Below are 24,213 nucleotides of genomic sequence, written 5' to 3' on the forward strand. Positions count from 1 at the left end.
TCAGACTCCCTTCCCGGCCTTGACGCCGTAGAGCAGGAACGCGGCGGCGACCCCCGACGCGAACATCGCGACGAAGAAGGTCCAGCTCGAGACCGCGAACTGCAGCCCGCCCGAGATGCCGTGGCCGCTGGTGCAGCCGTTGGCGAGACGGGCCCCGATGATCATCACGAGCCCGCCCACGAAGGCGGCGGAATAGCGCAGCGCCTTGCTCGGGCCGAAGCGCCGCTTCCAGATCTCGGGAACGTGCTCGACGAACTTCTGTCGCGAGAGCCGCGCCGAGAGGAACGCGCCGACCGCGAGGAACACGACCAGCGCGAACTGCCAGTCGATCGCGTTGCCCGCGACGACCTGCTTCGCGAGGTACGAGTTCCCGCGCACGTGCTCGGGCGCGACGAGGCACTCGGCGAGCCCCGCCGCGTTCACCATGGTGGTTGATGTGCCCAGCGCCTTGTTCATGAACAGGAAGGTTGCCCACGAGAGCACGCCGATGCCGGCGCCGGCGGCATAGGGCGACCACCGCGTCATCGTCAGGGGATTCCGCATATCGAACACTCCTTGTCCTCGTCCCGCGCGCAACGGCGCGATGCAGGGACGATCAACCCGCGTCCGGGCCGGCGTGGGCTCGGATGCAGTTCAGGATGACCACGGCTCGCGGGTCCGCGATGCGGTACATCGCGACGCGCCCCTCGCGCACGCGCTCCACAAGCCCGTGCACGCGCATCAGGTTCAGGTGCTGGCTGCACGCGGCGTGCGCCAAGCCCAGCTCGTCCGCAAGGTCGCCCACGCTGCGCGGCTGGTCGAGGTCGAGACGCTCGACCAGCTGAAGACGGACCGGGTGGGCAAGCACGCGAAAGACCTCCGCCGCACGCTCCAGCGCGTCGAGAGGCAGGGTCGGGGTGGTGGGGCGGGTGGTCATATCATCTCAATATATCAAACTATTCTGATATGTCAAGGCGTCAGCGCGAAACCCGGGATCGGCAGGGCGGATGCACGGACCGGGCGGGCTACCCTTGCGCCCTATGAACGCCGCAGTTATCAGCCGTCAGGGAAACCCCGTCGCCCCGAACATCCAGGCCGTGAAGGACTGGCCCGAGCCAGGGGCGCCGGCCCGGGGCGAGGCCCGCCTGCGCGTCGAGGCGACCGCCCTCAACCACATGGACCTCTGGGTCGGGCGAGGGCTTCCCGGAATCCCCCTCACCTGGCCGCGGATCTCGGGCTGCGATGTCTGCGGCACGGTCGAATCCGTGGGCGAGGGCGTGGACGCCTCGTGGGTCGGCCGGCGCGTCATCATGAACGCCGCGGTGCGCCAGCCCGATCGCGTGCTGCCCGACGACCCCCCGGGCTCCACGCTCGCGCCCGAGTACGAACTCCTGGGCGAGCACCACCACGGCGGGCACTGCCAGTTCTTCAACGCGCCCGTCGCGCAACTCGCGCCCGTCGGCGACGCCGACCCGACCGAGGCGGCGGCGTTCGGCCTGACCTTCCTCACCGCGTGGGGCATGCTGCGCAAGGCGGAACTGCGCCCGGGCCAGAGCGTGCTCGTCACGGGCATCGGTGGGGGCGTCGCGACGGCCGCGATGAAGATCGCCAAGCACCTGGGCTGCCCGGTGACGGTGACCTCGCGCCACGCGTGGAAACTCGAGAAGGCCCAGCAGCTCGGCGCCGACCATGTCGTGCTCGACAAGGGCGAGGACTGGTCGCGCGACGCGCGCGCCGTCACGAACAAACGCGGGTTCGATGTGGCCGTCGATTCGATCGGCAAGGCCACGCACCTGTGGTGCGTCAAGTCCCTCGCGCGCGGCGGCGCGTATGTCACCTGCGGCGCCACGACCGGCGCAGACGCCACCACCGACCTCGCGCGCGTCTTCTGGAACCAGTTGCGCATCCTCGGCTCGACGATGGGATCGCAGGACGAGTTCCGCGAGATCGTCGCGCTCTTCCGCGCCGGCAAACTCAAGCCGGTCGTCGACTCCGTGCACCCGTGGGAGAACGCCCGCCAGGCCTGGACCCGCATCGAAGCGGGGGACCAGTTCGGCAATGTCGTTCTCGTGTGGAAGTGAGAGAAGAGATTTACCGCAGAGGTCGCAGAGGGCGCAGAGAAGAGAGGGGGGAGTGTGGAAGAGAAGAAGGTGGTGTATGAGCATGAGGCGTTGACCTCGAAGATCATCGGGGCTGCGATCTGTGTGCATCGTGAGTTGGGGCCGGGGTTGCTCGAGTCGGCTTATGAGGCGTGTCTTGCGCACGAACTCGGGGAGCAGGGGGTCACGTTTCGACGCCAGATCGCGCTGCCGGTCCGGTACCGTGGGATCGAGGTGGACGCCGGGTACCGCCTGGACTTCGTTGTGGAGGACGCGGTTGTCGTCGAGTTGAAGGCCGTCGACGCGCTTTCGGGGGTTCACGAGGCCCAACTGCTTACCTACCTGCGGCTTTCCGGATACCCTGTGGGGCTTCTGATGAACTTCAATGTGGCCCGGCTCCGCGACGGCGTCATCCGACGCGCCCTGACCCGGGTCACCCAGACCCATCCGACCCAATCCCCCCCTCTGCGACCTCTGCGTCCTCTGCGGTAAAACAGGATCTGCCCATGGCTCTTCTCACCGGCAAAGTCGGCCTCGTCTTCGGCGTCGCCAACGATCGTTCCTACGCCACGCACATCGCCGAGGCGATCCTCAAGCACGGCGGGCAGTGCGCCTTCGCGCATCTCCCCGGCGAGAAGAACGAGCGCCGCACCGCCAAGGCGGTCGAGAAGATGGGCGTCAGCAACCCGTGGCTTTTCCCCTGCGACGCCGGCAACGACGCCGACATCGACGCGATCTTCACCGCCTATTCCGCGGCCCACGAGCGTCTCGACTTCGTGATCCACTCCATCGCCTTCGCCGATCGCGAGTGGCTGCAGCCGGGCAACTTCAACAAGACGCCGCGGGAGGCGTACCTCTCGGCGATCGACATCTCGGCGTACACGCTGGCCGCGTTCGCCAAGCGCGCGCACGAGCCGATGAAGGCGAGCGGGGGCGGGTCGATCATCGGCATGTCCTACTACGGCAGCGAGAAGGTCGTCCCGGGGTATAACGTGATGGGCGTCGCGAAGGCTGCGCTGGAGTGCACCGCGCGCTACCTCGCGGCGGAACTGGGCGCCGACAACATCCGCGTGAACACGATCTCGGGCGGTCCCCTGCGCACGCTCGCGAGCAGCGCGGTGGGTGGCATCGACACGCTCCTCGAATCGACGCCGCTGAAGTCGCCCCTTCGGCGCAATGTGGAGGGCAGCGATGTCGGCGGCGCCGCGGCGTTCCTCGTCAGCGACCTCTCGTCGGGCATCACGGGCGAGAACATCTATGTCGACTGCGGGCTGAGCACGATCGGGATCTGATTACTTCATCACCACCGGCGCCAGCCGCCCCAGCACCCCCAGCGCCGCCTCCAGGTAGCGCGGGCTGCCGTCGGTGCGCAGGAACGCCGGGGCCGCCGCGGCCACCAGGAGGCGACGGATGTTCGCCAGATCGGCGTAGTCGTCGCCGTTGTCGAGCCCGACCGCCTTGCGCGCCTTCGCGAGCAGCGAGACGGGCTTGACGCCGTCGACCTTCTCGGAATGCGCCCAGTGCAGGCGCTCCATGTAGACAGCGTCCTCGACCCAGTGGCCCGGCGCGACTTCCGCGAAGTCGAGGAGCACGCAGCAGGGGGGGCCCCAGGGAGAGCCCTCCGGGCGCTTCATCGCGTTGCCTGCGTGCAGGTCGCCGTGCTTCCACGCGTTGATCGGTCGGGCGTCCCAGCGCGCGAGCACCGGGGCCAGGCCCTTCTGCACCTTCTTGAGCGCGTCGTTCCACTCGGTCTCGTGGGGGATGTGCGAGACCTTCACCGCCTCACGACCCTGCTCGATGAGTTTCGCCCAGTCGATCTTCTGGACCTTGCTCGCGTCGATGGGCCAGGCCTCTTCCGAGTGCTTGTAGTACACCGCGGCGGCGCCGGCGAGCAGGTCGAAGCTCTCCTTCGCGTGCCCGTTCTGCACGCTCAGGGGCAGCCCCGGCAGTTTCTCCATCACCACCCAGCCGACGTCGTACGAGCCGAGTTCCCACCCGTCGGCCGCGACGCGCGGCGTGGGCGCGTCGGTCTTCCCCAGCGCCACGAGGGTTTTGTGCTCGGTCGGCCCGATGGGCAGCTTCACGACGACGTCGCGCGGCGCGCTCTCGCCCTCGTACTGGAAAGTCGAGAACCCGGTCGCGGCGCCCCCTCGCTGCCAGTCGGTCCGGAACCATCTGACCGCCCCCAGTCTGCCGCCGCACGCGTCGCGCAGCGCGGGCTCAAGGGCGTGGGCGAGCTCGCTCGCGTCGGTGAGTCCGGGCATCATGCCCGCATGCTCGATTCGCACTTATGGCGCATCGTCGTCGCTCCTCCGTGCGTGGGCGCACGCTGACAGTGATACCCCGGGTCGTGTGCATCGGTTCGCGCCGTCCGTGGGCGGATGCTCATGGACCGCCAAGATACCACGAACCCGCTCGGCTTTCACGGGGCGCCGAACCTACTCTTGGTCGCAAGCCCCCGCCCCATGCGAAAGCCGAACTACGACATCCTGGCGCTCGACCTCGACGGGACGCTGCTCGGGCCCACCGGCGGCGTGTCGGAGGCGAACATCGAGGCCGTCGACGCCGCCCGCCGGGCGGGGATCGAGGTCGTGATCTGCACCGGGCGCGGGCTCGTCGAGAGCAAGAAGGCCATCGCCGCCATCCGCGCGCACGAGCGCATGCCCGGCCTGCTCGACGCGCCCGTCGTCGTCGCGGGCGGCTCGATGATCGCCGACGCGTCGACCGGGCGCACGCTGCAGCGCTGGCCCATGAACACCGACCTGGTGCGCCGCGTCGTCGGGCGCTTCCGCGACGCGAACAGCGCCTCGATGGTCCTCAAGGACCCCGACGCCGCCGGCTTCGATTACCTCATCGTCGACACCGGCCCGCTCGACCCGGTGAATGTGTGGTGGTTCGAGAAGATGGGCATCCGTCGCCGGCACATCCCGGAACTCGACCACGACGAGCACCCCGAGCACACGGTGCGCGTGGGGCTCGCCGCGACGACAGACCGGATGTTCCACCTGGGCCAGGAGATCATCAGCGAGTTCGAGCGTGAGGCCACGCTGCACCACTTCGCCGCCGTCTCGAGCCAGAACACCGGCAACGGGCTCATCGGCAAGAGCACGACGGTGCACATCCTCGAGGTCTTCGATAAGGCGGTCACGAAGTGGACCGCGATCGACTGGATCGCGCAGCGCCGCGGCGTGGCGCGCGAGCGCGTGGCCGCGATCGGCGACGAGATCAACGACGTCGCGATGCTCGCCGGCGCAGGCCTGGGCGTCGCGATGGGCAACGCGGTCACGAAGGTCAAGGATGTCGCCGACAAGCATGTCGCGTCGCACGAGGACGACGGCGTCGCCGAGGCCATCGACCACATCCTGCGCGGCGAGTGGTGAGGGGAGCGCCACCGATGCACACCCTCAGCGAACTCCGCTCCATGCTCGACGCGCACGGCCTCTCGCCCCGCAAGGCGCTGGGACAGAACTTCCTCATCGACCGAAACCTCGGGACGAAACTCGTCGACGAGGCCGGCGTGCACGCCGGGGACCTGGTACTGGAGGTCGGCCCGGGCGCCGGCGCGCTCACCGAACTGCTCCTCGATCGCGGCTGCGAGGTCGTCGCCTGTGAGATGGACGAGGGGCTCGCGGCGCTGCTGCGAGACCGCTTCATGGAGGCGCACTCCGGGCGCTTCACGCTGATCGAGGGCGACTGCCTCGCGCGCAAGCACGAGCTGAACCCGGCGATCACCGACGCGATCGGGGGGCGCGGGTTCACGCTCGTCGCGAACCTCCCGTACAACGCGGCCAGCCCGCTTATGGCGGTGCTGCTGACCGACTTCCCCAACTGCCGCGCGCAGTATGTGACCATCCAGAAGGAAGTGGGGGAGCGATTGGCGGCCAGGCCGGGCGGCAAGGAGTACGGCCCGCTGACGGTGATCGCCCAGGCGCTCGCGACGGTCCGGCGCGTCGCGGTGCTGCCCCCGGAGTGCTTCTGGCCGCGCCCGGGCGTGACGAGCGCGATGCTGGAACTGAAACGCCGCCCCGACCCGCTGACCGACGCCCCGAAGGCGCTCGGCGCGCTCTGCCAGACGCTGTTCAGCCAGCGCCGCAAACAGATCGGCTCGGTCCTTGGTCGCGACCATCCCCTGCCCGAAGGGGTCACGCACGACATGCGTCCGGAGCAACTCTCTGTGGCACAGCTCTGCGCGTTGTCGACGATGTGGAGGGGGGCGAGCGACCCGGCTTAGCGCGGGGCGTTCGTGCCGGTCGCGAGCTCGATCTTCGCGATGACCGCGTCGCGCTCCTCGGCGATCTGGTCCGCGACTTCGCGCCGGTGGACCTCGACCTCTCGCGGGAACTCGAACGCGACGCGCACGCGGTCGCCCTTGATCCCGACGATGCGAACGACGCCCATCGGGCGACGCGGGTCGCCGATCACGATCTCTTCGCCCTCTCTGCGGGTGATGACGAGCATTCCATGCATCTCCTGTCGGGTCATCTGTCGCCCGACGGCCCACCACGGCCATTCGCCCACAGGGGCGTTGCGGTTTCCACCATCACCAGACTAGCACCTTCCGGGCGGGATGGAACCCCCCGAAGCGCGGAATCTGAGAATCGTGAGAGGGCCCCCTTGGGCCGACGCAAGCCGATGTCAGTCAACGGCTTGGACGCCGGTCACCTCGGGCACGTGCTCGCGAAGGTTCCGCTCGATGCCCTGGCGAAGGGTCATGCTGCTCGACGGGCAGCCCACGCACGCCCCGTGCATCCGGACCTTCACCACCCCATCCGAGGTGATCTCGAGGAGCTCGATGTCGCCCCCGTCGCTCTGCACCGCCGGCCGGATGAGGTCGAGGATGCTCTGCACGCGATCGCGCAGCGGAATGTCCGCGCGGAGCGCGGGCTTGGTCGTCGGCCTGGCGTTGGACTGCGGCAGTTCGTGGGTCGGCAAGCGGTCGCCTCCGTGCTTACGGCAGGATAGTACGCCCCGAGCGTACACTGCGGCGATGAACCAAACCCTCGCCGCGATCGGACTGTCTGCGCTCCTGCTGGGCTCGCTGACCGGGTGCGCCGGATCGGGCGCCGGCCCCGATGCGTCCGCCGACCCGGGCCTCCTCGCCGCAGACCGCGACGCGAACCCGATCGGGCGCGAGCGCGCGATCCGGGAGGGTTGGGAGCAGGTCGCCCAGGGTCAGGCCGACCGGGCCGCCTGGCGAGAGACCGTGAAGCGTATCGCGTGGTCCGCGTCGAACCCGGCGCGCACGCGGCTGGTCGCCCTCCAGACCCTGCTCGAAGACGACGAAGCGGACACCCGGAACATGGCCGGGCTCATGCTCCCTCGCGAGCCGGCCTGGCCGGTCATCGAATGGATCGGCGACACCGCCGCCGCCCGGGGCTGGACGGACCTCACCCCGGCGCTGATCCGCTCCTGGTCGCGCCCCGTCGTCGAGCCGAAGGACCCCGACCGCCCCGAGCGCCGGGCGCTGGTCGCGATGCACGGCGAGCGCGATCTGGCGCGCGTCGTCTTCTCGGTCTTCGCCCAGCCAGCCGGCGAGGGCCTGCTCGAGGAGCGCCGGCGCACCGACGCGTGGGCGCTGCTGACACGTATCGACCCCGATCTCACCGAGACGCGCGCGCTCCTCGCGGTCCTCGCGCCCAGCGACGACGCGCTCATCCGCGCGCTGCGCACCGCCGCGAGCGATCTCAAGGCCGTCCCACGCACCGCCGAGCAGCTCGAATGGCTGGCCGAGATGAACTCGCCGGCGAACAGCGCGTTCTGGGAGGAGGCGACGCGCGCGATCGCGCAGCTCGACGAAGAGCAGCTCCGCGGGTTCGAGCTGCGCCACGCCGCCGGCGTGCGATGGGCCGCGTCCCAGCGCCCGCAGTGGCTGCTCGCGTCGCGTGAGTCGCTGCTGGCCGACCTGAGCCAGCGCCTCGCGGGGCGCCGCGTCTACCAGCGACAGTCGGGCTTTTCCGAGGGCATGGCCCCCGACGAGCGCTTCGTCACCAACGCGCCGCGCATGGTCTGGGGCGACATCCTGCTGGCGCTCATCGCCGACGAAGCGGTGCAGTCGCGCGCCGTGCTCGCGTCGCTCTTCGAGCAGGCCGACGCCGACCGGCGCGACACCTCCACCGAGTACGGCGGGGTCCTCGACTGGCGCGACGGCGAGTTCGTCGCGACCTCCTACCCGCCCCGACCGGCGCAGCGCATGGGCGACAACCGCTTCGTCGCGTCGCCGGAACTCCTCAAGGACGGCGCGACCGCGCTGTTTCATTACCACTTCCACGCCAGCCGCCCCAACATGCGCGACTACTCCGGCCCGGGAGAGGGCGACGACCAGTACGCCGAGCGTTTCGGGCGCTCCTGCCTGGTGTTCACCTCCCTGTCGCAGGACTCGATGAACGCCGACTACTTCCAGCCACGCAACGCGTCGGGCATGGTGATCGTGGACCTCGGGGAGGTCCGTCGCCCGTAACCGCGGGCCGACGATCGACGAATGCTCCATCTGTTGCTCATCGCGCTGGCCGTCACGCTCTTCGCGAGCGACGCGCTCGGGCCCGGCGCGCGCCTCGCGGCGCTCAGCCCGGGCGCCGCATGGCTCGCGACGGGCGCGGTGACGCTGCTGGTCGCGCTCGCCGGCGGCGCGTGGATCAGGGTGTGCTCGTCGCGACTCGCGCGCAGCGGGCGTGGGATCTGGATCGCGCGCGCCCAGCGAGCCGGCTCGACGACCCGCATCGCGGCGGTCGTCGCCCACGCGTTCTGCGTGCTCGGGCTGGGCTGGCTCGACGCGGTGCGCGCCGCGAGGGGCGACTGGGTCCTGCTCGATGAACTCGTCGCCACCGCGCCGCCCCTGCTCGTGTTTCTCGCGATCTGGTACGCCTACGCGCCCATCGATCGCGCCCTGTGGGAGGCGACGCTGCTGCGCACGCTCGACGAGGGCGGCAGCGTGGGCGCGCCGCCGGGGTCCTCGCTCCGCTACGCGACCGAGCAGTTCCGCCAGCACGCCGCGATCGTGCTCGTGCCTCTCTCGATCATCTGGTCGTGGAACGAATCGCTGATCTGGCTGGCCGACCGGCGCGGGTGGACGCTCGCGAGCGACGCCTCGCAACTGGCGTTCGCCGGCGCGCAGCTCATCGGCGTCGCGATCGCGTTCGTGATAACCCCGCCACTCATGGTGCGCGTGTGGCGCACGCTGCCCCTGGGCAGGGGCGAGCTGCGCGACCGGCTCGAAGCGTTGTGCGCGCGCCACGAGGTGCGCTGCCGCGACATCCTCGTGTGGCGAACCGCCGGCGGGATGCTCAACGGCGCGGTGATGGGGCTGCTGCCTCGCGTGCGCTACATCCTGTTTACCGACGCGCTGCTCGAATCACTCAGCGAGCGGCAGGTCGAAGCGGTGGCGGCCCACGAGATCGCGCACATCCGGCGTCGGCACCTGCCTTGGCTGCTCGGGTCGATCTTCGCCTCGCTCTGGCTCGGGACCTCGCTCGTGGTCTGGCCCGCGATGGGCGCCGACGCGCTGCTGGGCGCCGCGCTGTTCACCGGCCCGCTTGCGTCGCTGGTCACCGCGTTCGGGGTCGTGGCCTCGCTCGCGCTCGCCGTGACGGTTTTCGGCGCCGTCAGCCGCGCCTTCGAGCGCCAGGCCGACGCCTTCGCGGTTCAGTCTCTCAGCGGGCTCCACGCCGCCGATGCGCAGCCGGGCGACGCCATCACCGAGGAGGCCGCCCACGCGATGGCCGGAGCGCTCCAGGCGGTCGCGCACTTCAACGCCATCCCGACGCAGCGGTTCTTCTGGCGTCACGGCAGCATCCGCGGCAGGCAGCGCCGCGTGATGGCGCTCGTCGGAACGCCGGTCCGATCCACTCCGGCCGACCGCCACGTGCGAAGAATCAAGCGTCTCACCGGCGCGGCGCTGGTCACCCTCGCCTGCGTCGACGGGGCGCTGTTCGCGATCTCGGCGCTGACCTGAAAGGAGCGATCATCGTGCGATTCACCAAAGCGCATGGGCTCGGCAACGACTTCGTCATCCTCGACGCGCTGCAGGACCCGTCCATCCTCGTGCGCGACCTCCACGCGTTCGCCCGTGCCGCCTGCGACCGACGCGCAGGCATCGGCGCAGACCAGCTCCTCACCATCGAGCCGCCGACCCGAACCACCGCCGCGGTGCGCATGCGCGTCTTCAACGCCGACGGGAGCGAGGCCGAGATGTGCGGCAACGGCATCCGCTGCGTGGCGCGACTCTTCGCGAGCCGCGACGCGGGCTTCGCCGTCTTCGTCGTCGAGACCAGGGGAGGGCTCTACCGCTGCGAGGCGCTCCACGACGGGAGCGTGCGCGTCGGCATGGGCGCCCCGCGCTTCGGCGCTGAAGCAGCCGGGTTCGCGCCCGGCGCCGCGTCGCGCGTCACGGGCGAGCCGGCGTCGGTCGAGCTGCACGGGCGTCGCGGCGCGCTGGTGAGCGTGGGCAACCCGCACTTCGTCGCATTCCTCGACGCGCCGCCCGAGGCGCGCATGGTCGAACGCGACGGCCCCCTCATCGAACGCCACGAGGCCTTTCCGCTCGGCGTCAACGCGCAGTTCGCGTTCGTCGAGTCCCGCGATCGCGTCCTCCTCAGCACCTGGGAGCGCGGCGCCGGCATGACATCGGCCTGCGGCACGGGCGCGTGCGCGACGTTCGCCGCCGGGCACGCGATGGGGATCCTGGGCGACGCCGCGACCGTGCGGCTCCCGGGGGGAGAACTCCATTTCGCGCGCACGCCCGAGGGCGAGGTGCAGATGACCGGGCCGGCGACCATCGTGTTCGAGGGCGAGTGGCTGGGCGGGTGAGCCGGCGGGCGAGCCCCGGTCCATCTTCCGGGGATCCCTCGCCGTTCTCGGACCGCTCGCTACGATCAGAGGATGCGCCCCTCTCAGGTGACGGAATCACGGCTGACGGCCACCGAGCAGCGCCTCTGCGCGAGAATCGCGAAGCGGCGCGACGAGTTGATCGAGCAACTCCGGCGCCTCGTCGCGATCCCCACCGGGCATAACCACGCGCCGGGACTCGACGAAGTCCGCGGCATCCTCACCCAGCGTCTCGCCGACCTCGGCGCGCAGGTCACGATCGTCCCGGGCGATCCTAAGCCCTCGTGGCTTCTGGGCGGGTCTTCCGGCAAGGCCCCTCCGGCGGCGGTCTGCGCGAAGCTCACGCCCGACCTCCCGAAGCTTCTTTTCGTGGGCCACATGGACACCGTGTTCGCCCCCGACGGCGCGTTCCAGGTCATGAACATCGCCAGCGATGGCAAGTCGGCCACCGGCCCGGGCGTGGTCGATATGAAGGGCGGTCTGGTGACGACCATCGCGGCGCTCGAGGCCCTCACCGCAGAGGGCGTGGGCGCCGCGTGGACCTTCGTGCTGACGAGCGACGAAGAGACCGGGAGTTATCACAGCGAGGGCGTGATCCGCGAGCAGGCGTCGCGCCACGACCTTGGCCTGATCATGGAGCCGGCGCTGCCGGGGGGCGAGCTGGTCGTCGAGCGCCTCGGCTCGGGGCAGTTCATGGTCGAGGCGTTCGGGCGTTCGGCGCACGTGGGTCGCGCGTTCGAGACCGGGGTGTCGGCGGTGAACGCGCTGGCCCGCGCCATCGTCGCGATCGCCGAGATGCCCGATGTCGCGAAGGGCCGGATCATCAATATCGGACCGGTGCAGGGTGGGGACGCGACGAACGCCGTGCCTGCGCACGCATCCGCCTGGGGGAATGTCCGGTACCCGAGCCAGAACATTGCCGATGAACTGTCTTCGATGCTCTCCGCCCTTGAGACAACCGAGAACGCGCTGCCGCGCGTGAAGGTGCACACCAGCTTCAACCGGCCCGCCAAGCCGATGACGCCAGATGTGGAATCGCTCGCCCTGCGCGCGAGGGAAGCCGCCGAGTCGCTCGGCCAGAAGCTGCCCTTCGCGAAGACCGGCGGCGTGTGCGACGGGAACATCCTGCAGGACGCCGGGCTCCCGTGCATCGACACGCTGGGAGTGCGCGGCGGGGGGCTGCACACGACAGACGAATGGATCGAGCTCGACAGTCTCGTCGAGCGCGCCCAATTGATGGCCGTGCTCGTCAGCCGGCTGTCGGAACGCGCCGCGGGCTGAACGCCGCGCGACAGTGACACCGCTTCAAGACCAGCGCCAACGGATAGACACCCATGACGACCGCTCAGACCGCATCATCCTCGCCCGCTCAGCCCAGCGCGGGCGACGCGTCCGCGACGACCGTGGCGCAGCAGCTGCGCAGCAGCCCGAAGATCGCGCAGGCCATCGACGCGATCGTGGGCGAGGTCCGTGAAGCCCAGAAGCGCATCACCGACGTGCGCGGGCCTGTCAGCGAGCAGCACCGCCTGGACTTCGAGCAGTTCCTCAAGAGCGCCGGCGAAGACCGCGGGCGCGAGTTCATGACGCCCTACATGGGCTCGGGCGCCGGCAACGGCCCCTTCGTCGAGATGCTCGACGGCTCGGTCAAGATGGACATGCTCGGGGGCATCGGTGTGCACTTCTTCGGGCACAGTGACCCCGACCTGGTCGGGACAGCGGTCCGCGCCGCCGCCACCAACGACATCGCGATGCAGGGCCACTTCCAGGCCAACGCCGAGCCGTACGAGTTCTCGCGACTGCTCCTCGAGCAGGCGCGTAAGACGAGCAACCTCGCGCACTGCTTCCTCAGCAATTCGGGCGCGATGGCCAACGAGAACGCGCTGAAGATCTGCTTCCAGAAGAAGGGCGCCGCCCCGCGCGTCCTCGCGTTCCAGGACTGCTTCCTCGGGCGCACCGTCACGATGGCGCAGATCGGCGACTCGGCCGCCGGGCGCGAGGGCATCCCGCTCTCGACGCTCATCGACTACATGCCCTTCTACGACCATGTCGCCGCCCGGCGCATGGGCGCCGGCGATGTCTCGGGCCAGACCCGCTACATCGACATGTGCGTCTGGCACCTCGAGCAGTACATCAAGCGATACCCCAACCAGCACGCGGTCTTCGAGATGGAGCTGGTGCAGGGCGAGGGCGGGTTCAACACCGCGCCGCGCGAGTTCTTCAAGGCCCTCATGGAGGTCTGCCGCGCGCACAAGATCCCCGTGTGGGACGACGAGGTGCAGTCCTTCGGGCGCACCACGCAGATGTTCTGCTTCGAGACGCTTGAGCTGGGCGAGTACATCGATGTCGTGACCGTCGGCAAGATGAGCCAGCTCTGCGCGACGCTGTTCACGAAGGACATGAACCCCAGGCCCGGCCTGATCGCCGGCACCTTCCTGGGCTCGACGATGAGCGCCGCGGTGGGCCGGCGCATCATCGAGCGACTGCGCGACGGCGGGCACTACGGGCCCAACGGCAAGCACGCCAAGCACCACGCGGTCTTCGTCGAGCAGGTCCGCAACCTCGCCGCCAAGCACCCCAACTGGTTCCCGCCCGTCCCCGGCGCCGCGGACATCGTGGGCGGGCTGGGGGGAATGATGCGTTTCACGCCCTTCGGCGGCGAGAAGAGCATGATCATGAAGACCTGCAAGGCGCTCTACGACGAGGGCGTGATCGTTCTGTACTGCGGCCACGGCCCCTTCCATGTCCGCATGCTCCCGCCCCTGGGCGTGCTGACCGAGGACATGTGGCCCCGCGCGTTCCGCATCGTCGAGCGCGCGCTCGAGAAGGTCGCCACCGCCTGATCGGCGCGAAAGGACTCGCTCCCATGTTCGTGATCCGACCCGCCAAAGCCGACGACCTCGACACGCTGCTCAAGCTGGCGAAGATGGTCTACTTCATCAACCTGCCCCCGGACCGCGACATCATCTCCGAGAAGATCCGGCGCAGCCGTCGCTCGTTCGAGGGCGAAACGCAGTCCGGGACGAAACGCCCCTCGGGCGGCGTGCAGGCCGGGCTCTCCAACGAGTCGCCCCTGTTCATGTTCGTCCTCGAGGACCCCGAGACCGGCAACGCGCTGGGAACCTCGCAGGTCGTCGCGCGCATGGGCGGGCCGGGCAACCCCAACCTCGCGATGAAGCTGCGCAAGCGCGAGTTCTTCAGCCGCGACCTGCAGGACGGCGCGATCCACGTCACAGCCCAGGTCGTCCTCGACGAGAGCGGGCCGACCGAGATCGGCGGGCTCATCCTCCAGCCCAGTTTCCGCGGCCACAAGGCCAAGCTCGGCAAGCAGCTCGCGATGGTCCGCTTCCACTACATCGGGCTCCACCGCCGGCTTTTCGCCGAACGCGTGCTCGCCGAGATGATGGCGCCCATCACCGACGACGGGCGCAACGAGTTCTGGGAGGCGCTGGGCCGACGCTTCATTAACATGAGCTATGCCGAGGCCGACCGTTTCTGCCAGCGCTCGCGCGAGTTCATGACCTCGCTCCTGCCGCGCGAAGAGATCTACCTCACGCTGCTCCCGGCCGAGGCGCGCCGTGTCGTGGGCGAGGTGAACGTCGAGACCGTCCCGGCGCGCAAGATGCTCGAGAGCTTCGGCTTCCGCTACCACGACATGATCGACCCCTTCGACGGCGGCCCGCACCTCGAAGCAAAAACCGACGAGATCGGCGTCGTGAAGGCCACCTCGCGCAAGCCCCTGCTCGGCGTCGCCGACGACAAGGCGTGCTCGGGAGAAGCCATCGTGAGCGTCGACGGGCGCGACACCACGCACGAAGAGTTCCGCGCCGTGCTGTGCGGGTTCGTCGAGGACGACACGGGCGTGCGTCTGCCGGCGCGGGCCGTCGAGCTCCTCGGGACGCGCGAGGGCGCCACGCTCGGATTCACGCTGCTCAAACCCTCCGGGGGTTCGGGCGGCTCCGCCGCACGCACGCCGCACCACGCGTCCGCCTGAGACTCCGAGACGAATCGAGCGCCATGACCATCACCGGCCTGTCCACCCACCCATCGCTCCGCAACCCACCCAGCGACATCCTGGGCGGGCGCATCACCGCGCTCACGGGCGACGCGCTGCGATCGACGAACCCCTCGCGCCCGGGCGAGACGATCTGGCTCGGCACGCCCCGGCTCGAGCACGTCGACCACGCCGTGCACGAGGCGAAGCGCGCGCTGAAATCGTGGAGCGCCACAACGCGCGAGGACCGCTTCGCGATCCTGCGCCGCTTCGCGCGCATCGCCGACTCGCGCAAGGCCGAGCTCGCCGCCCTCATCCGCGACGAGACCGGCAAGCCCCAGTGGGACGCCGAGGGCGAGGCCGGCGTCATCGGCGCCAAGGTCGACATCACCCTCGACTCCACCGAGCACGGCGCCCTCCGACGCGCCACCGACTTCGCCGTGCGCCTCACCGATACACGCACAGGCGCCTGCCGCTTCCGCCCCCACGGCGTGATGGCGGTCATCGGCCCCTTCAACTTCCCGGCGCACCTGCCCAACGGGCACATCGTCCCGGCCCTCGCGATGGGCAACACCGTCGTCTTCAAGCCGAGCGATAAAACACCCGCCACCGGCCAGATGCTCGGCGAGATGCTCCTCGAGGCCGAGTTCCCCGAGGGCGTCATCAACGTCGTCCAGGGCGGCGCCGACATCGCCTCCAAGCTCGTCTCGCACGACAACATCGACGGCGTGCTCTTCACCGGCAGCTGGCAGGTCGGGCGCAGGATTCTCGAAGCGAACCTCGACAGGCCCCATCGCATCGTCGCGCTCGAGATGGGCGGCAACAACCCCGCGATCGTCATGCCCGACTGCGACCTCAAGCAGGCGGTCGTCGAGTGCGTGCGCAGCGCCTTCGTCAGCACCGGCCAGCGATGCACCTGCACGCGTCGCATCATCGTCCACAAGGCCATCGCCGACCGCTTCATCGCCGCGTTCTGCAAGGCCGCCAGCAGTCTCATCGTCGGCGATCCGCGCGGCGTGGGGCTCGACGGCTCTCGCCAGCAGGTCTTCATGGGCCCGCTCATCAGCGCGCAGTCGCGCGACGCGATGGGGGACTTCTTCCAGAAGATCGTCCGCGCCGGCGGGCGCGCCCTCGTCCAGCCCACGATGATGGACGACCCCTCCGGCGGGCACTACGTCACCCCCGGCGTCGTCCTTGTGGACCGCTTCACGCTCTCTGAGGACCCCGAGCGCGACCCCGGCTGCGACGTCGAGGTCTTCGGCCCACTCGTGCGCATCCTCATCACCGGCACGACCGAGGACGCGATCGAGCAGGCCAACACAACCCGCTACGGCCTCGCCGCCGCCATTTTCACCAGGGACGAAGAGACCGTCGACCAGTTCCTGCGCGAGGCCAAGGCCGGCTGCGTGAATATCAACACCGGCACCGCCGGCGCCAGCAGCAAACTCCCCTTCGGCGGGCTGGGCCTTTCGGGGAACCACCGGCCCGCGGGGGCGTTCAGTCTCGATTACTGCGCCTACCCGGTCGCCTGCATGATCGAGCGGGGCGACGCGGCCACCGTCCACCCGGGGATGAAGTTCGACGACTGACCGGGCCGGGGTCCGAGAACAACGCCCGGATTCTGGACAAGGAACTCTTGACGAGCGGGCTCGTCTGAACGACACTGTCATGGTGAAGTGGCTCCCCGCCAGTCTGCTGATCGCCATCGTCCTCGCGGCGTTGCCCGGGCCGGTGGCCAGCCGCTGCGCCTCGATGACCGCCCGGGTGATGGGGTGCGCCGAGACGGCGCCGGCCCTCGCGATGGACGCCCCCGGGTGCTGTTCCGCCAAGCCATCCAAGCCCGTCCCCGCGCCCGCCGCGCCCCTGGTGTCCTCGTGCTGCGCACCGGCCGAGCCCGCCGCGATCGCCTCGTGCGCCGATGAGCAGGCCCCGTCCTGCGCCGGCGATGACGCCCATCAGGGCGCCTGCTCGCTCTGCATGGTGCTCTGCGGCACGCTCTGCGACGAGTCCGCGTCGTGGGCGCTGCTCGGCCTCGCGTCCGACGGGCTCGCGCACGCGGCCCCTTCGGTGCTGCTCGCCGAGTGTGAGTGGCTGCCGCGACCGACCTCTCAAGCCCCACCGCCGGCTCTCGCGGGTGAGTGGCTGACGTTTGATCGACCACGACGACAGGCCCGCCTGTGTCTGTGGACGGTGTAGTCGGAAAGCCCGCCCGGCGTGCGCTGCGCGCCGGATGACGCCGTTCCGTCAACCTCAACCATGTTGGTTTCGAGTTTCACCGTTTCACACACAGCGGTCGCGCGATGTCGCGACCGGATGGAGATACCTGTCATGTCTATCAAGCTCGCTTCGATCGGTCTCCTCGCCGCCATGGCCCTCATGGCCGGCGCCGCCACCCTCACCGCCGGCTCGTCCGCCAAGGCGTCCTCGGGCGCCTGCAACGCGTGCTGCACCGACAAGGGCTGCTCGTGCGACGACTGCGACTGCGGCAACTGCGACGACGCCTGCTGCTGCGCCGCGAAGTCCTGCTGCGAGACCGGCTGCGACGACGCCTCCAAGGCCGCGACGCAGGCCCCGGCGGTCCCCGCTTCCGCGCCTCAGGACATGTCCTGCGGCGGCGGCGGGTGCTGCGGCGGGTCCAAGTGACGCGCTAATGTCTCAGTGATCTCCCGTGCACTGGACGCGCACGGTACGCGGCCGGGCTGCGCAAGCGGCCCGGCCGTTTTTCGTCTGCTGGGCGTGGCGGGCGCCGCCGCGGTACCATCGCCCGCCATGCCCGAATTCCGCACGAACCTGCCCAACGCGCGTGTCACGCCCCGCTTCGCAGGGGTCCCGACGTTCTGCCGCTTCCCGCTGCTCGACGCCGTCGAGCCGCAGAGCAGGCCGGTGGACTGGGCCCTCTACGGCGCCCCCTTCGACTCGGGCGTCACCTTCCGTCCCGGCGCCCGCTTCGGCCCCCGCGCCATCCGCGACGCGTCGCAGTACGCCAAGCCCTACCACATCGAGCACGATGTGAACCTCGCGGAGGTATTCAGTCTCGCCGACGCCGGCGATTCGCCCGTCCAGCCCTTCGACTGCGAGACCAACGCCGAGGTCATCGCGTCCTTCGCGCGCGCCATCGGCGACCCGAAACAGACGAAACTCTTCGCGATCGGGGGCGACCACTCCATCGCGCTGCCCAACATCCGCGCCACCTGGGAGCGCCGCGGCAAGCCGAAGGGCGGGCTCGCGCTCATCCACTTCGATTCGCATGTCGACACCGTCGATCAAACCCTCGGCGAGCGCTACAGCCACGCGTCCCCCTTCATCCGCGCGATCGAGGAGGGCGTTCTTGATCCGAAGCGCATGCTGACCGTTGGCGTGAAGGGGCCGCTCAACACCAAGGACGACCTGCGGTACGCTCAGGAGAAGGGCGTCACGCTCGTCACCTACGAGCGCTGGCGGCGCGAGGGCGACGCCCCGATCCGCGAGTTCATGAAGCGGCTGGGCGACGACGAGGCGTACCTGAGTTTCGACATCGATGTCGTCGACCCCGCCTTCGCCCCGGGCACCGGCACGCCCAGCATGGGCGGCTTCACCTCGGGCGAGATCCTCGCGCTGCTGCGCGGGCTCGTGGGCGTGAACCTCGTCGGCGCGGACATCGTCGAGGTGCTGCCCGACCGCGATGTCTCGCAGATCACGGCGCTGCTCGCGTCGCAGATCATCACCGAGGTGCTGTCGCTCGACGCGGTGAGGGCGTCGAAAGGGAAGTGACGAGGGTTAGTCCAGCGCAGCAACCGCCTGCTCGTATCTTGTGAAGAACGACTCGAGATACCTCGGGTTCTTCTCGCGCTGGGGCGCGATGTCCGGGGGCAGTTCGATGGTCCGATCGGCGATGCGCTGTTTGGTCTCGGGAGAGAGCGACGAGAGGATCGCGCGGGTGTCGTCTTCAGTAAGCGTGGGGTACCATTCGGGGTCGGGTTGCGGCATCGTGGCAACGATCCACTGCAGAATCTCGGGCTGTTCACGAAGGTGGCGTCTTGCCTCGAGCAGTTCGTCATGTCGTTGGGTGAGAGCAAGCCGCTCAAGGCGGACGCGCCACGCCGAGACCGTGAACCACGGGTCGGGAGGATTCTCAAGGGCCGCGCGCAGCGCCCGCGGCTCGCGCGGGAGACTCGCGACCCAGTGGGTGAGGCACATCTGGTACTCTTCGCCCACGGTAGGGTTGTATTGAGGAACCAGGAGCCCGTGCCGACCCTCCAGCACGAGACGGGGCAACCCCACGCGAGGATCCTCGACCAGCCATTTGGCTTCAAGGAGCAGGTCGGGGTGACACTGATAACTGGCCGCATCAATGCCGAGACTCACCGTCTCGGCGTCATCACTGCGCAGCATGTTGAGGATCTCTGCGGGCGTCGAGGATCGTGCGGCGTCGATCCGCTCCCACATAGCGGGATTCACGGTCTTGAGACGGGACACTTCGAAGTCAGTCCAAGGGATCCCGATCGGGAGGGGACCCCCGGGCTGCGCAAGAAGCAGAGCGCCGAGCAGGATGATCGAAGGGCATGGGGTCATGGCCGGATGTCAGGACGAGCGGGAGCGGCGGTCAGTTCGTCGTAGCGATCGAACAACGATTCCAAGAAGCGCCGCGCCCCGCTCTCGCGTCGGAGTTGGTAGTCCTTCGGCAGTTCGATGGTGCGGTCGGCGATGCGCTGCTTGGTCTCGGGTGAGAGCGAGTCGAGGACGGCCTTGATCTCGGCTTCGGTGAACGCGGGGCGGGTCTTGGGATTGCTCTGCGGAAGTGTGACGAGAATCCATTGAAGACTCTCTGGCTTTCGCTGCAACTCGCGCTTGGCTTGTGCAAGCTCCTCGGCCCGTTGTCCGCTCGAGAGGGCATCGAGTCGGAGTCGCCAGGGCCCCACTTCCGCCCAAGGGTCGGGCTTCGCAGCGAGGGCGGCACGCAGCGGCTCATCATCCTGCGGAAGGCTGTGAAACCAGAAGAGGAGTTCGCCTGCATACTCCTGCCCGATCCGGAACGGAGGAAGGTCAGGAAACACCTTCCCAGTGCCCGGGTCGATCACGAGGCGAGGGAGGGCCTCGCGAGTGTCTCCGACGAGCCACGACGCTTCGACGAGCAGATCGGGGCGACACCGATAACTCGCGGCGTCGATGCCGAGGCTGACGACCTTGGAGTCGTCATGCCGGAGCATGGCGCGTATGTCATCGACCGAGGCGGCCCGCGCCCGGAAGACCGGCTCGGCCTGGGCCGGATCGATGCGTTCGAGCGCGTCCAGCGAAAACCTGACGAAGGGGGTCCCGAGCGCAGTGAGAGGCGCATCCGCGATCGGAGCGGTGATGATGAAGGACAGGATGACCAGCGGCGAGATCATGGTCGGTTTGGCTCGGGCGACGCGCTACCCAGCGCAGCAACCGCCTGCTCATACCTGGCGAAGAACGACTCCAGATACTGCGGGTTCTTCTCGCGGAGAGTCGCGATGTCCGGGGGCAGTTCGATGGTCCGATCGGCGATGCGCTGTTTGGTCTCAGGGGAGAGGGACGAGAGGATCGCGCGGATGTCGTCTTCGGTGAGCGTGGGCCGCTCTCGGTTCAGTGGCGGCCTCATGGCGACGATCCACTGCAGAGTCTCGGGCTGCTCTCGCAGGTGTCGCCTTGCCTCGAGGAGTTCTTCCGTGCGTTGCTCCGAAGCGAGGCGTTCCAGCCGCACCCGCCACGCGGAGGAATAGTGCCACGGGTCGGGCCGTGCTTCGAGCGCGGCACGGAGCGCCGCCGGCTCATACGGCAAACCCCGCATCCAGAACCCAAGCGTCTCGCGGAAGTACTCCCCGATCGTGGGCGTGTCCTGCACGACCAACTCCCCCTGGAGCGCCTCCTGCGTCAGCCGAGGAAGTCCGGCCCGGGCATCGCCGATGAGCCACACGGCTTCGATCAACAGGTCAGGCCGGCACTGCGCGCTCGCCGCGTAGATCGCGAGACTGACGACTTTGGGGTCATTGCTCCGGAGCATCTCACGGACGCGATCCGGTTCGGATCGTCGGGCGTCGTCGATTTGAGCCCATGCAAGATGATCAACCTCGGCAAGGCGTTCAGCGACGAGGTGATTGGTCGGAATGCCTGCCAGCAGGGAAGGCTCGACGGTGATCGCCGTGGGCGGCGCAGACCCGCTGGAGACCGCCGCGAGCAGGATGGTCAGTGACTTCGCGATCACAGGGAACCTGTCATAGCAATGATCACTTGTCCCGTTTCCACCACTCCGGCGGCGTCCACGACGCTCGGCGCCAGAGGGCGGTGCGTGGAGGGGGCGCATCGATCAACTCGCCGGCCAGCACCATGTCGTGGAGCTTGTAGAAGCTCTCGAGGTGTTCCGGGCTTTGACGCAGATTCGGGGTCATGGCGGGAACGGGCAGCGCCTTCGCGTCGATCGCGGCGCGGGTGTTTGGCGAGAGTTGGGCGATGATCTCGCGCGCCTCGTCCGGGCTGTATTGCTGCTGGGTGTGGAAGCTCTCCATCAGGATGAGCCACCGCAAGTTCTCGGGGAGCAGCGCGATCTCGGCTTTCAGACGCTCCAGCGGATCGGGCTCGGTCGTCAGACGAAGCCGAGTGACCCACGGGGTGGAGACCGCCCAGGGGTCCACGCCGTCCAGAAGTTCAGCGAACTGCTGCCTCGTGGCGATCCGCACACCGAACCACTGGTTGTACGCGGCGCGGAGCGTTGCGGCGACCGTACGGTCTTCCGCGACGAAGGGCTGGCGTCTTGAGATCGCCGGGGATATGCACAGCGGCACAGAGAGGCGGGTGTCGTCGAGGAGGTGGGAGAGCGTGAGCAGGCGGTCGGGGCGGTGCTGCTCGCTCAGGGCAAAGATCGCGACGCCGAGAGCGCGAGGGTCGTCCGACGCGAGCAGCAGGTCAATCTCGGGCTCGCTGAGCCGCGCCGCGACGCCGAGCGGGTCGACGAGTTCGAGCGGCGTGCCGCTTATGGAGTTGCTTGACGGCAGCATGGTCACCCTGGCGACGAGATCGCGAAGGGGATCGGGGAGCGATCCGAGAGCCGGCGCCGGCGCGGCGAGCATCAGCAGAGTTGTCACGAGCATCCAAAGTCTTTGCGGCATCGTCATTCTCCCCCCCAAAGTTCGCACCGCACATCCAGTGCGGCAGGCGCAGGCTTTCTCGACACGGCGAACGGCACATCGGGATCACCCTGATTCAGCAGAAAGGTGTAGAAGCCCTTTAGGTGCGAGTGCTTCCAAGCCAGCGCAAATATCTGCTCGTTGGCGAGCAGAATCGGACCGATACCGTACGACGGGTCGTACCACGCACCAGCGCCAACTTGTACGACGAAATGCCGTGTGTAATGACCGGGCGGCGTCGGGTTGTCCTGCCCCGGCAAGGAGGGACCGAGGACGACATCGTGGACATTCCACGCGCTGCCCTCGCAGGGGACCTCGGTCCGGAATGGATAAAGACCGCAGCCCGATCCACCGGCCGGCGGAAAGGCGGGATCAGCGAGGATCATGCCAGAGTCTTGAAAGGTGACATCCGGGCATTGCGGGTGATCCCAGAGGGCCGCGGTCAGGTGCAGCGGGACGATCTCGTAGATGGCGTGAGAAGAGATTCCCTGCACCGAGAGACACTGTCTATAGAGTCTAACCCACGCAAGACACTGCCCGTTCGTGTCACTGAGAAGCGTTTCTACATCTGTGGCTGCCGTATTGAAGCCGCACGGGTCGCCTCTGTAGTAGCCCAAGGTGTGTCCGGAGGCGCTGGTCACGCTGCGATTCTGGAAGGGCAGCCAGATCGTGGCCAGGGCTTCACCCACGGTCGATGAGCCGTCCCCGGCTTCGCAACTAATCCGGTAGACACTATGGAAGTTCGAGACATCGCCCGGGTCGGCGAGCGTCGTGAAGAGTTCGTGGCTCGTCGAACCCATGCTGTACCACACACGCTGGCCGTCGAACGAGATCTTCCAAGTCAGCGGGTAGTTCCCGTGGTACGCGATCGTGTTCTCGAGCGGCTCGGGGGCGGTGATCGGTGTGCTGTTGTCCGTTCTGCCAATGGTGAACTCCTGGCCCCCCGGGCCGATGGCCTTGTAGTAGATCGTCGCTGGCGGGTCGGAGCGGTGGTCCATGGTCAGGACGGGGACGAACTCGTCGATCGTCACGGTGGCGGCGCGGGTGTAGGCGACCGGGTATCGCCGGTCGGCGCCCTGCGGCGGTGGTGTGATCTCGCCGTCGTTGTCATCGTCCTTCCAGTGGGGGGCGGCGTACTCGAAGGAGGCGACGCCCGGGCGGGGATCCGACTTGATGAGATGATTGCCGCCGCCGAAGGAAACGGAGTGGGGGTTTGCCCAGAAGATGTCGACGGTTGTGCCCGTCTCGAACGAGTTGTTCTCGCCGCAGGTACGTTTCGCGCGGAGCTCGTATTGGCCCGGGCTGCCCGGGGCAATGGTGAAGATCGTGGAGTTCGGCAGGGTCGGTTGAGTGGGAACCACGCCGTTCTCGACCAGATACCAGTCGACAGCGACGAACTGCCCGATCGTCAACTCTGCGCGGAGATGGATGTAGCCCACTCCGACGCGGGGGATCTGCGGGATGGAGTGGGGCGGATCGGCTGGTTCGAATGGGTACGCCACCGTGATATAGAAGCCGCATTCCGGAGGGGGCGGGTTGCCGCCTCCGTTGCCTCCCCCGGGCGGGTTACCGATGCTCCCTGGCCCGCCGTCGCCTGGTCCGCCCCCGCCGCCGCCGATACCCCCGGGTCCGCCGCCGCCCTCTGGGGGTTCAGGGTCGTCGGGGCCACCACCTGGGCCGGGAATGCCGATGCATTCCCCGGGGAGGTCGCAGCAGCCACCGAAGGCAATCGGAAAAGCGCAGCAGTTGTTGACTGAAGGGCACCCGCGAGGTGAGGCGGCGACGGTGAGCAGTTCGAGGAGGCGTGTCAGATCTCGCTCGTCGACCATGCCGTCGCCGGTCAGGTCGGCGCGGGCGTACGCCGCATCGTCCGGTGTGAGGGGCGGCGCGCTGAGGAAGTGCACCATCTGCAGCAGGTCTTGCGTGTCGATGAATCCGTCGGCGTTCAGGTCGCCCGTGCGTGGGGGGATGGCGCCGGGCCGGTAGACGATGCGCTTGAGGTTGCCGGGGCTGGCGTTCGGGCTGGGTTCCGCGCGGGCCGGGCTGAGCGGCGCGAGCGCCGTCGAGACGACCATGGTGAGGAAGGCTGCGGAAAGAACGCTTGTCTGTTGGCCCATCTGGAATCTCCCGGTGACGCGTCGCGCGTCTGGCCTTGAGAAGATGTCGGATTCCTCGTGCGTTGTCAATACCTTTCTGGTGGGTT

25 protein-coding genes are annotated in these 24,213 nt (G+C 68.7%); 15 read left to right on the forward strand and 10 right to left on the reverse strand.

The window, feature by feature from the left end:
* Both KF684_09565 and KF684_09570 read right to left on the reverse strand, forming a co-directional pair.
* Nucleotides 1-543, reverse strand: coding sequence for a YeeE/YedE family protein (locus KF684_09565; protein ID MBX3353170.1), 543 nt, complete (start codon nucleotides 541-543; stop codon nucleotides 1-3).
* A 52-nt stretch (nucleotides 544-595) separates the two neighbouring features.
* Nucleotides 596-916 (reverse strand): winged helix-turn-helix transcriptional regulator, encoded by a 321-nt coding sequence (locus KF684_09570; GenBank protein ID MBX3353171.1) that lies wholly within the window; start codon nucleotides 914-916, stop codon nucleotides 596-598.
* A 103-nt stretch (nucleotides 917-1,019) separates the two neighbouring features.
* Between KF684_09570 and KF684_09575 the strand changes: the two genes are divergently transcribed.
* The 3 genes from KF684_09575 to KF684_09585 all read left to right on the forward strand — a co-directional run bounded on the left by KF684_09575 (nucleotide 1,020) and on the right by KF684_09585 (nucleotide 3,370).
* Complete coding sequence (locus tag KF684_09575) at nucleotides 1,020-2,060, forward strand: zinc-binding dehydrogenase (GenBank protein MBX3353172.1); 1,041 nt, start codon at nucleotides 1,020-1,022, stop codon at nucleotides 2,058-2,060.
* A gap of 90 nt (nucleotides 2,061-2,150) precedes the next feature.
* On the forward strand, nucleotides 2,151-2,570 hold the full coding sequence (locus KF684_09580; GenBank protein MBX3353173.1) for a GxxExxY protein: 420 nt from the start codon (nucleotides 2,151-2,153) through the stop codon (nucleotides 2,568-2,570).
* A gap of 14 nt (nucleotides 2,571-2,584) precedes the next feature.
* Nucleotides 2,585-3,370, forward strand: coding sequence for an SDR family oxidoreductase (locus KF684_09585; protein ID MBX3353174.1), 786 nt, complete (start codon nucleotides 2,585-2,587; stop codon nucleotides 3,368-3,370).
* On the opposite strand, the gene KF684_09590 is transcribed toward KF684_09585, so the two are convergent.
* A complete protein-coding gene (locus KF684_09590) occupies nucleotides 3,371-4,345 on the reverse strand; it encodes a phosphotransferase (GenBank protein MBX3353175.1) in 975 nt (324 codons plus the stop codon).
* 198 nt (nucleotides 4,346-4,543) lie between these two features.
* Here KF684_09590 and KF684_09595 point away from each other — a divergent pair, with 198 nt between their 5' ends.
* Both KF684_09595 and rsmA read left to right on the forward strand, forming a co-directional pair.
* The gene (locus KF684_09595; protein MBX3353176.1) at nucleotides 4,544-5,458 is read left to right on the forward strand and encodes an HAD family phosphatase; all 915 of its coding nucleotides are present in this window, start codon (nucleotides 4,544-4,546) and stop codon (nucleotides 5,456-5,458) included.
* A gap of 14 nt (nucleotides 5,459-5,472) precedes the next feature.
* Entirely contained in the window at nucleotides 5,473-6,309 is an 837-nt protein-coding gene (rsmA, locus tag KF684_09600) for a ribosomal RNA small subunit methyltransferase A (protein MBX3353177.1), read from the forward strand.
* Here rsmA and KF684_09605 read toward each other — a convergent pair.
* Both KF684_09605 and KF684_09610 read right to left on the reverse strand, forming a co-directional pair.
* The gene (locus KF684_09605) at nucleotides 6,306-6,536 is read right to left on the reverse strand and encodes a carbon storage regulator (protein MBX3353178.1); all 231 of its coding nucleotides are present in this window, start codon (nucleotides 6,534-6,536) and stop codon (nucleotides 6,306-6,308) included. The two genes, rsmA and KF684_09605, sit on opposite strands and share 4 nt — an antisense overlap.
* A gap of 177 nt (nucleotides 6,537-6,713) precedes the next feature.
* Nucleotides 6,714-7,010 (reverse strand): NifU family protein, encoded by a 297-nt coding sequence (locus KF684_09610; protein ID MBX3353179.1) that lies wholly within the window; start codon nucleotides 7,008-7,010, stop codon nucleotides 6,714-6,716.
* A gap of 55 nt (nucleotides 7,011-7,065) precedes the next feature.
* Here KF684_09610 and KF684_09615 point away from each other — a divergent pair, with 55 nt between their 5' ends.
* The 10 genes from KF684_09615 (at nucleotide 7,066) to speB (ending at nucleotide 18,639) form a co-directional block, all read left to right on the forward strand.
* Nucleotides 7,066-8,535: a hypothetical protein gene (locus tag KF684_09615; GenBank protein ID MBX3353180.1), complete on the forward strand. Its 1,470-nt coding sequence runs from the start codon at nucleotides 7,066-7,068 to the stop codon at nucleotides 8,533-8,535.
* 21 nt (nucleotides 8,536-8,556) lie between these two features.
* Nucleotides 8,557-10,026, forward strand: coding sequence for a M48 family metalloprotease (locus tag KF684_09620; GenBank protein ID MBX3353181.1), 1,470 nt, complete (start codon nucleotides 8,557-8,559; stop codon nucleotides 10,024-10,026).
* Nucleotides 10,027-10,040: 14 nt separating this feature from the next.
* Complete coding sequence (locus KF684_09625; GenBank protein ID MBX3353182.1) at nucleotides 10,041-10,880, forward strand: diaminopimelate epimerase; 840 nt, start codon at nucleotides 10,041-10,043, stop codon at nucleotides 10,878-10,880.
* A gap of 72 nt (nucleotides 10,881-10,952) precedes the next feature.
* On the forward strand, nucleotides 10,953-12,179 hold the full coding sequence (locus KF684_09630) for a M20/M25/M40 family metallo-hydrolase (protein ID MBX3353183.1): 1,227 nt from the start codon (nucleotides 10,953-10,955) through the stop codon (nucleotides 12,177-12,179).
* A gap of 53 nt (nucleotides 12,180-12,232) precedes the next feature.
* The gene (locus KF684_09635) at nucleotides 12,233-13,738 is read left to right on the forward strand and encodes an aminotransferase class III-fold pyridoxal phosphate-dependent enzyme (protein MBX3353184.1); all 1,506 of its coding nucleotides are present in this window, start codon (nucleotides 12,233-12,235) and stop codon (nucleotides 13,736-13,738) included.
* A gap of 23 nt (nucleotides 13,739-13,761) precedes the next feature.
* Nucleotides 13,762-14,889 (forward strand): arginine N-succinyltransferase, encoded by a 1,128-nt coding sequence (locus KF684_09640; protein MBX3353185.1) that lies wholly within the window; start codon nucleotides 13,762-13,764, stop codon nucleotides 14,887-14,889.
* A gap of 23 nt (nucleotides 14,890-14,912) precedes the next feature.
* Nucleotides 14,913-16,478 carry an aldehyde dehydrogenase family protein gene (locus KF684_09645; GenBank protein ID MBX3353186.1) on the forward strand — a complete coding sequence of 522 codons (1,566 nt, stop codon included), beginning with the start codon at nucleotides 14,913-14,915 and terminating at the stop codon, nucleotides 16,476-16,478.
* A 79-nt stretch (nucleotides 16,479-16,557) separates the two neighbouring features.
* Nucleotides 16,558-17,085 (forward strand): hypothetical protein, encoded by a 528-nt coding sequence (locus tag KF684_09650; GenBank protein MBX3353187.1) that lies wholly within the window; start codon nucleotides 16,558-16,560, stop codon nucleotides 17,083-17,085.
* A 132-nt stretch (nucleotides 17,086-17,217) separates the two neighbouring features.
* On the forward strand, nucleotides 17,218-17,532 hold the full coding sequence (locus tag KF684_09655) for a hypothetical protein (protein ID MBX3353188.1): 315 nt from the start codon (nucleotides 17,218-17,220) through the stop codon (nucleotides 17,530-17,532).
* A 126-nt stretch (nucleotides 17,533-17,658) separates the two neighbouring features.
* Nucleotides 17,659-18,639 (forward strand): agmatinase, encoded by a 981-nt coding sequence (gene speB / locus KF684_09660; protein ID MBX3353189.1) that lies wholly within the window; start codon nucleotides 17,659-17,661, stop codon nucleotides 18,637-18,639.
* 6 nt (nucleotides 18,640-18,645) lie between these two features.
* On the opposite strand, the gene KF684_09665 is transcribed toward speB, so the two are convergent.
* The 5 genes from KF684_09665 to KF684_09685 all read right to left on the reverse strand — a co-directional run bounded on the left by KF684_09665 (nucleotide 18,646) and on the right by KF684_09685 (nucleotide 24,127).
* Entirely contained in the window at nucleotides 18,646-19,326 is a 681-nt protein-coding gene (locus KF684_09665; GenBank protein ID MBX3353190.1) for a hypothetical protein, read from the reverse strand.
* A gap of 110 nt (nucleotides 19,327-19,436) precedes the next feature.
* Entirely contained in the window at nucleotides 19,437-20,255 is an 819-nt protein-coding gene (locus KF684_09670; protein MBX3353191.1) for a hypothetical protein, read from the reverse strand.
* The gene (locus tag KF684_09675) at nucleotides 20,252-21,091 is read right to left on the reverse strand and encodes a hypothetical protein (GenBank protein MBX3353192.1); all 840 of its coding nucleotides are present in this window, start codon (nucleotides 21,089-21,091) and stop codon (nucleotides 20,252-20,254) included. Before KF684_09675 ends, KF684_09670 begins: the two co-directional genes overlap by 4 nt.
* A 22-nt stretch (nucleotides 21,092-21,113) precedes the next feature.
* Nucleotides 21,114-21,992 carry a hypothetical protein gene (locus KF684_09680; GenBank protein MBX3353193.1) on the reverse strand — a complete coding sequence of 293 codons (879 nt, stop codon included), beginning with the start codon at nucleotides 21,990-21,992 and terminating at the stop codon, nucleotides 21,114-21,116.
* Nucleotides 21,993-21,994: 2 nt separating this feature from the next.
* On the reverse strand, nucleotides 21,995-24,127 hold the full coding sequence (locus KF684_09685) for a dockerin type I repeat-containing protein (protein MBX3353194.1): 2,133 nt from the start codon (nucleotides 24,125-24,127) through the stop codon (nucleotides 21,995-21,997).
* Between the last annotated feature and the right edge of the window lie 86 nt (nucleotides 24,128-24,213).

This window comes from Phycisphaeraceae bacterium, assembly GCA_019636675.1.
In the GTDB taxonomy this organism is placed as follows: domain Bacteria; phylum Planctomycetota; class Phycisphaerae; order Phycisphaerales; family UBA1924; genus JAHBXC01.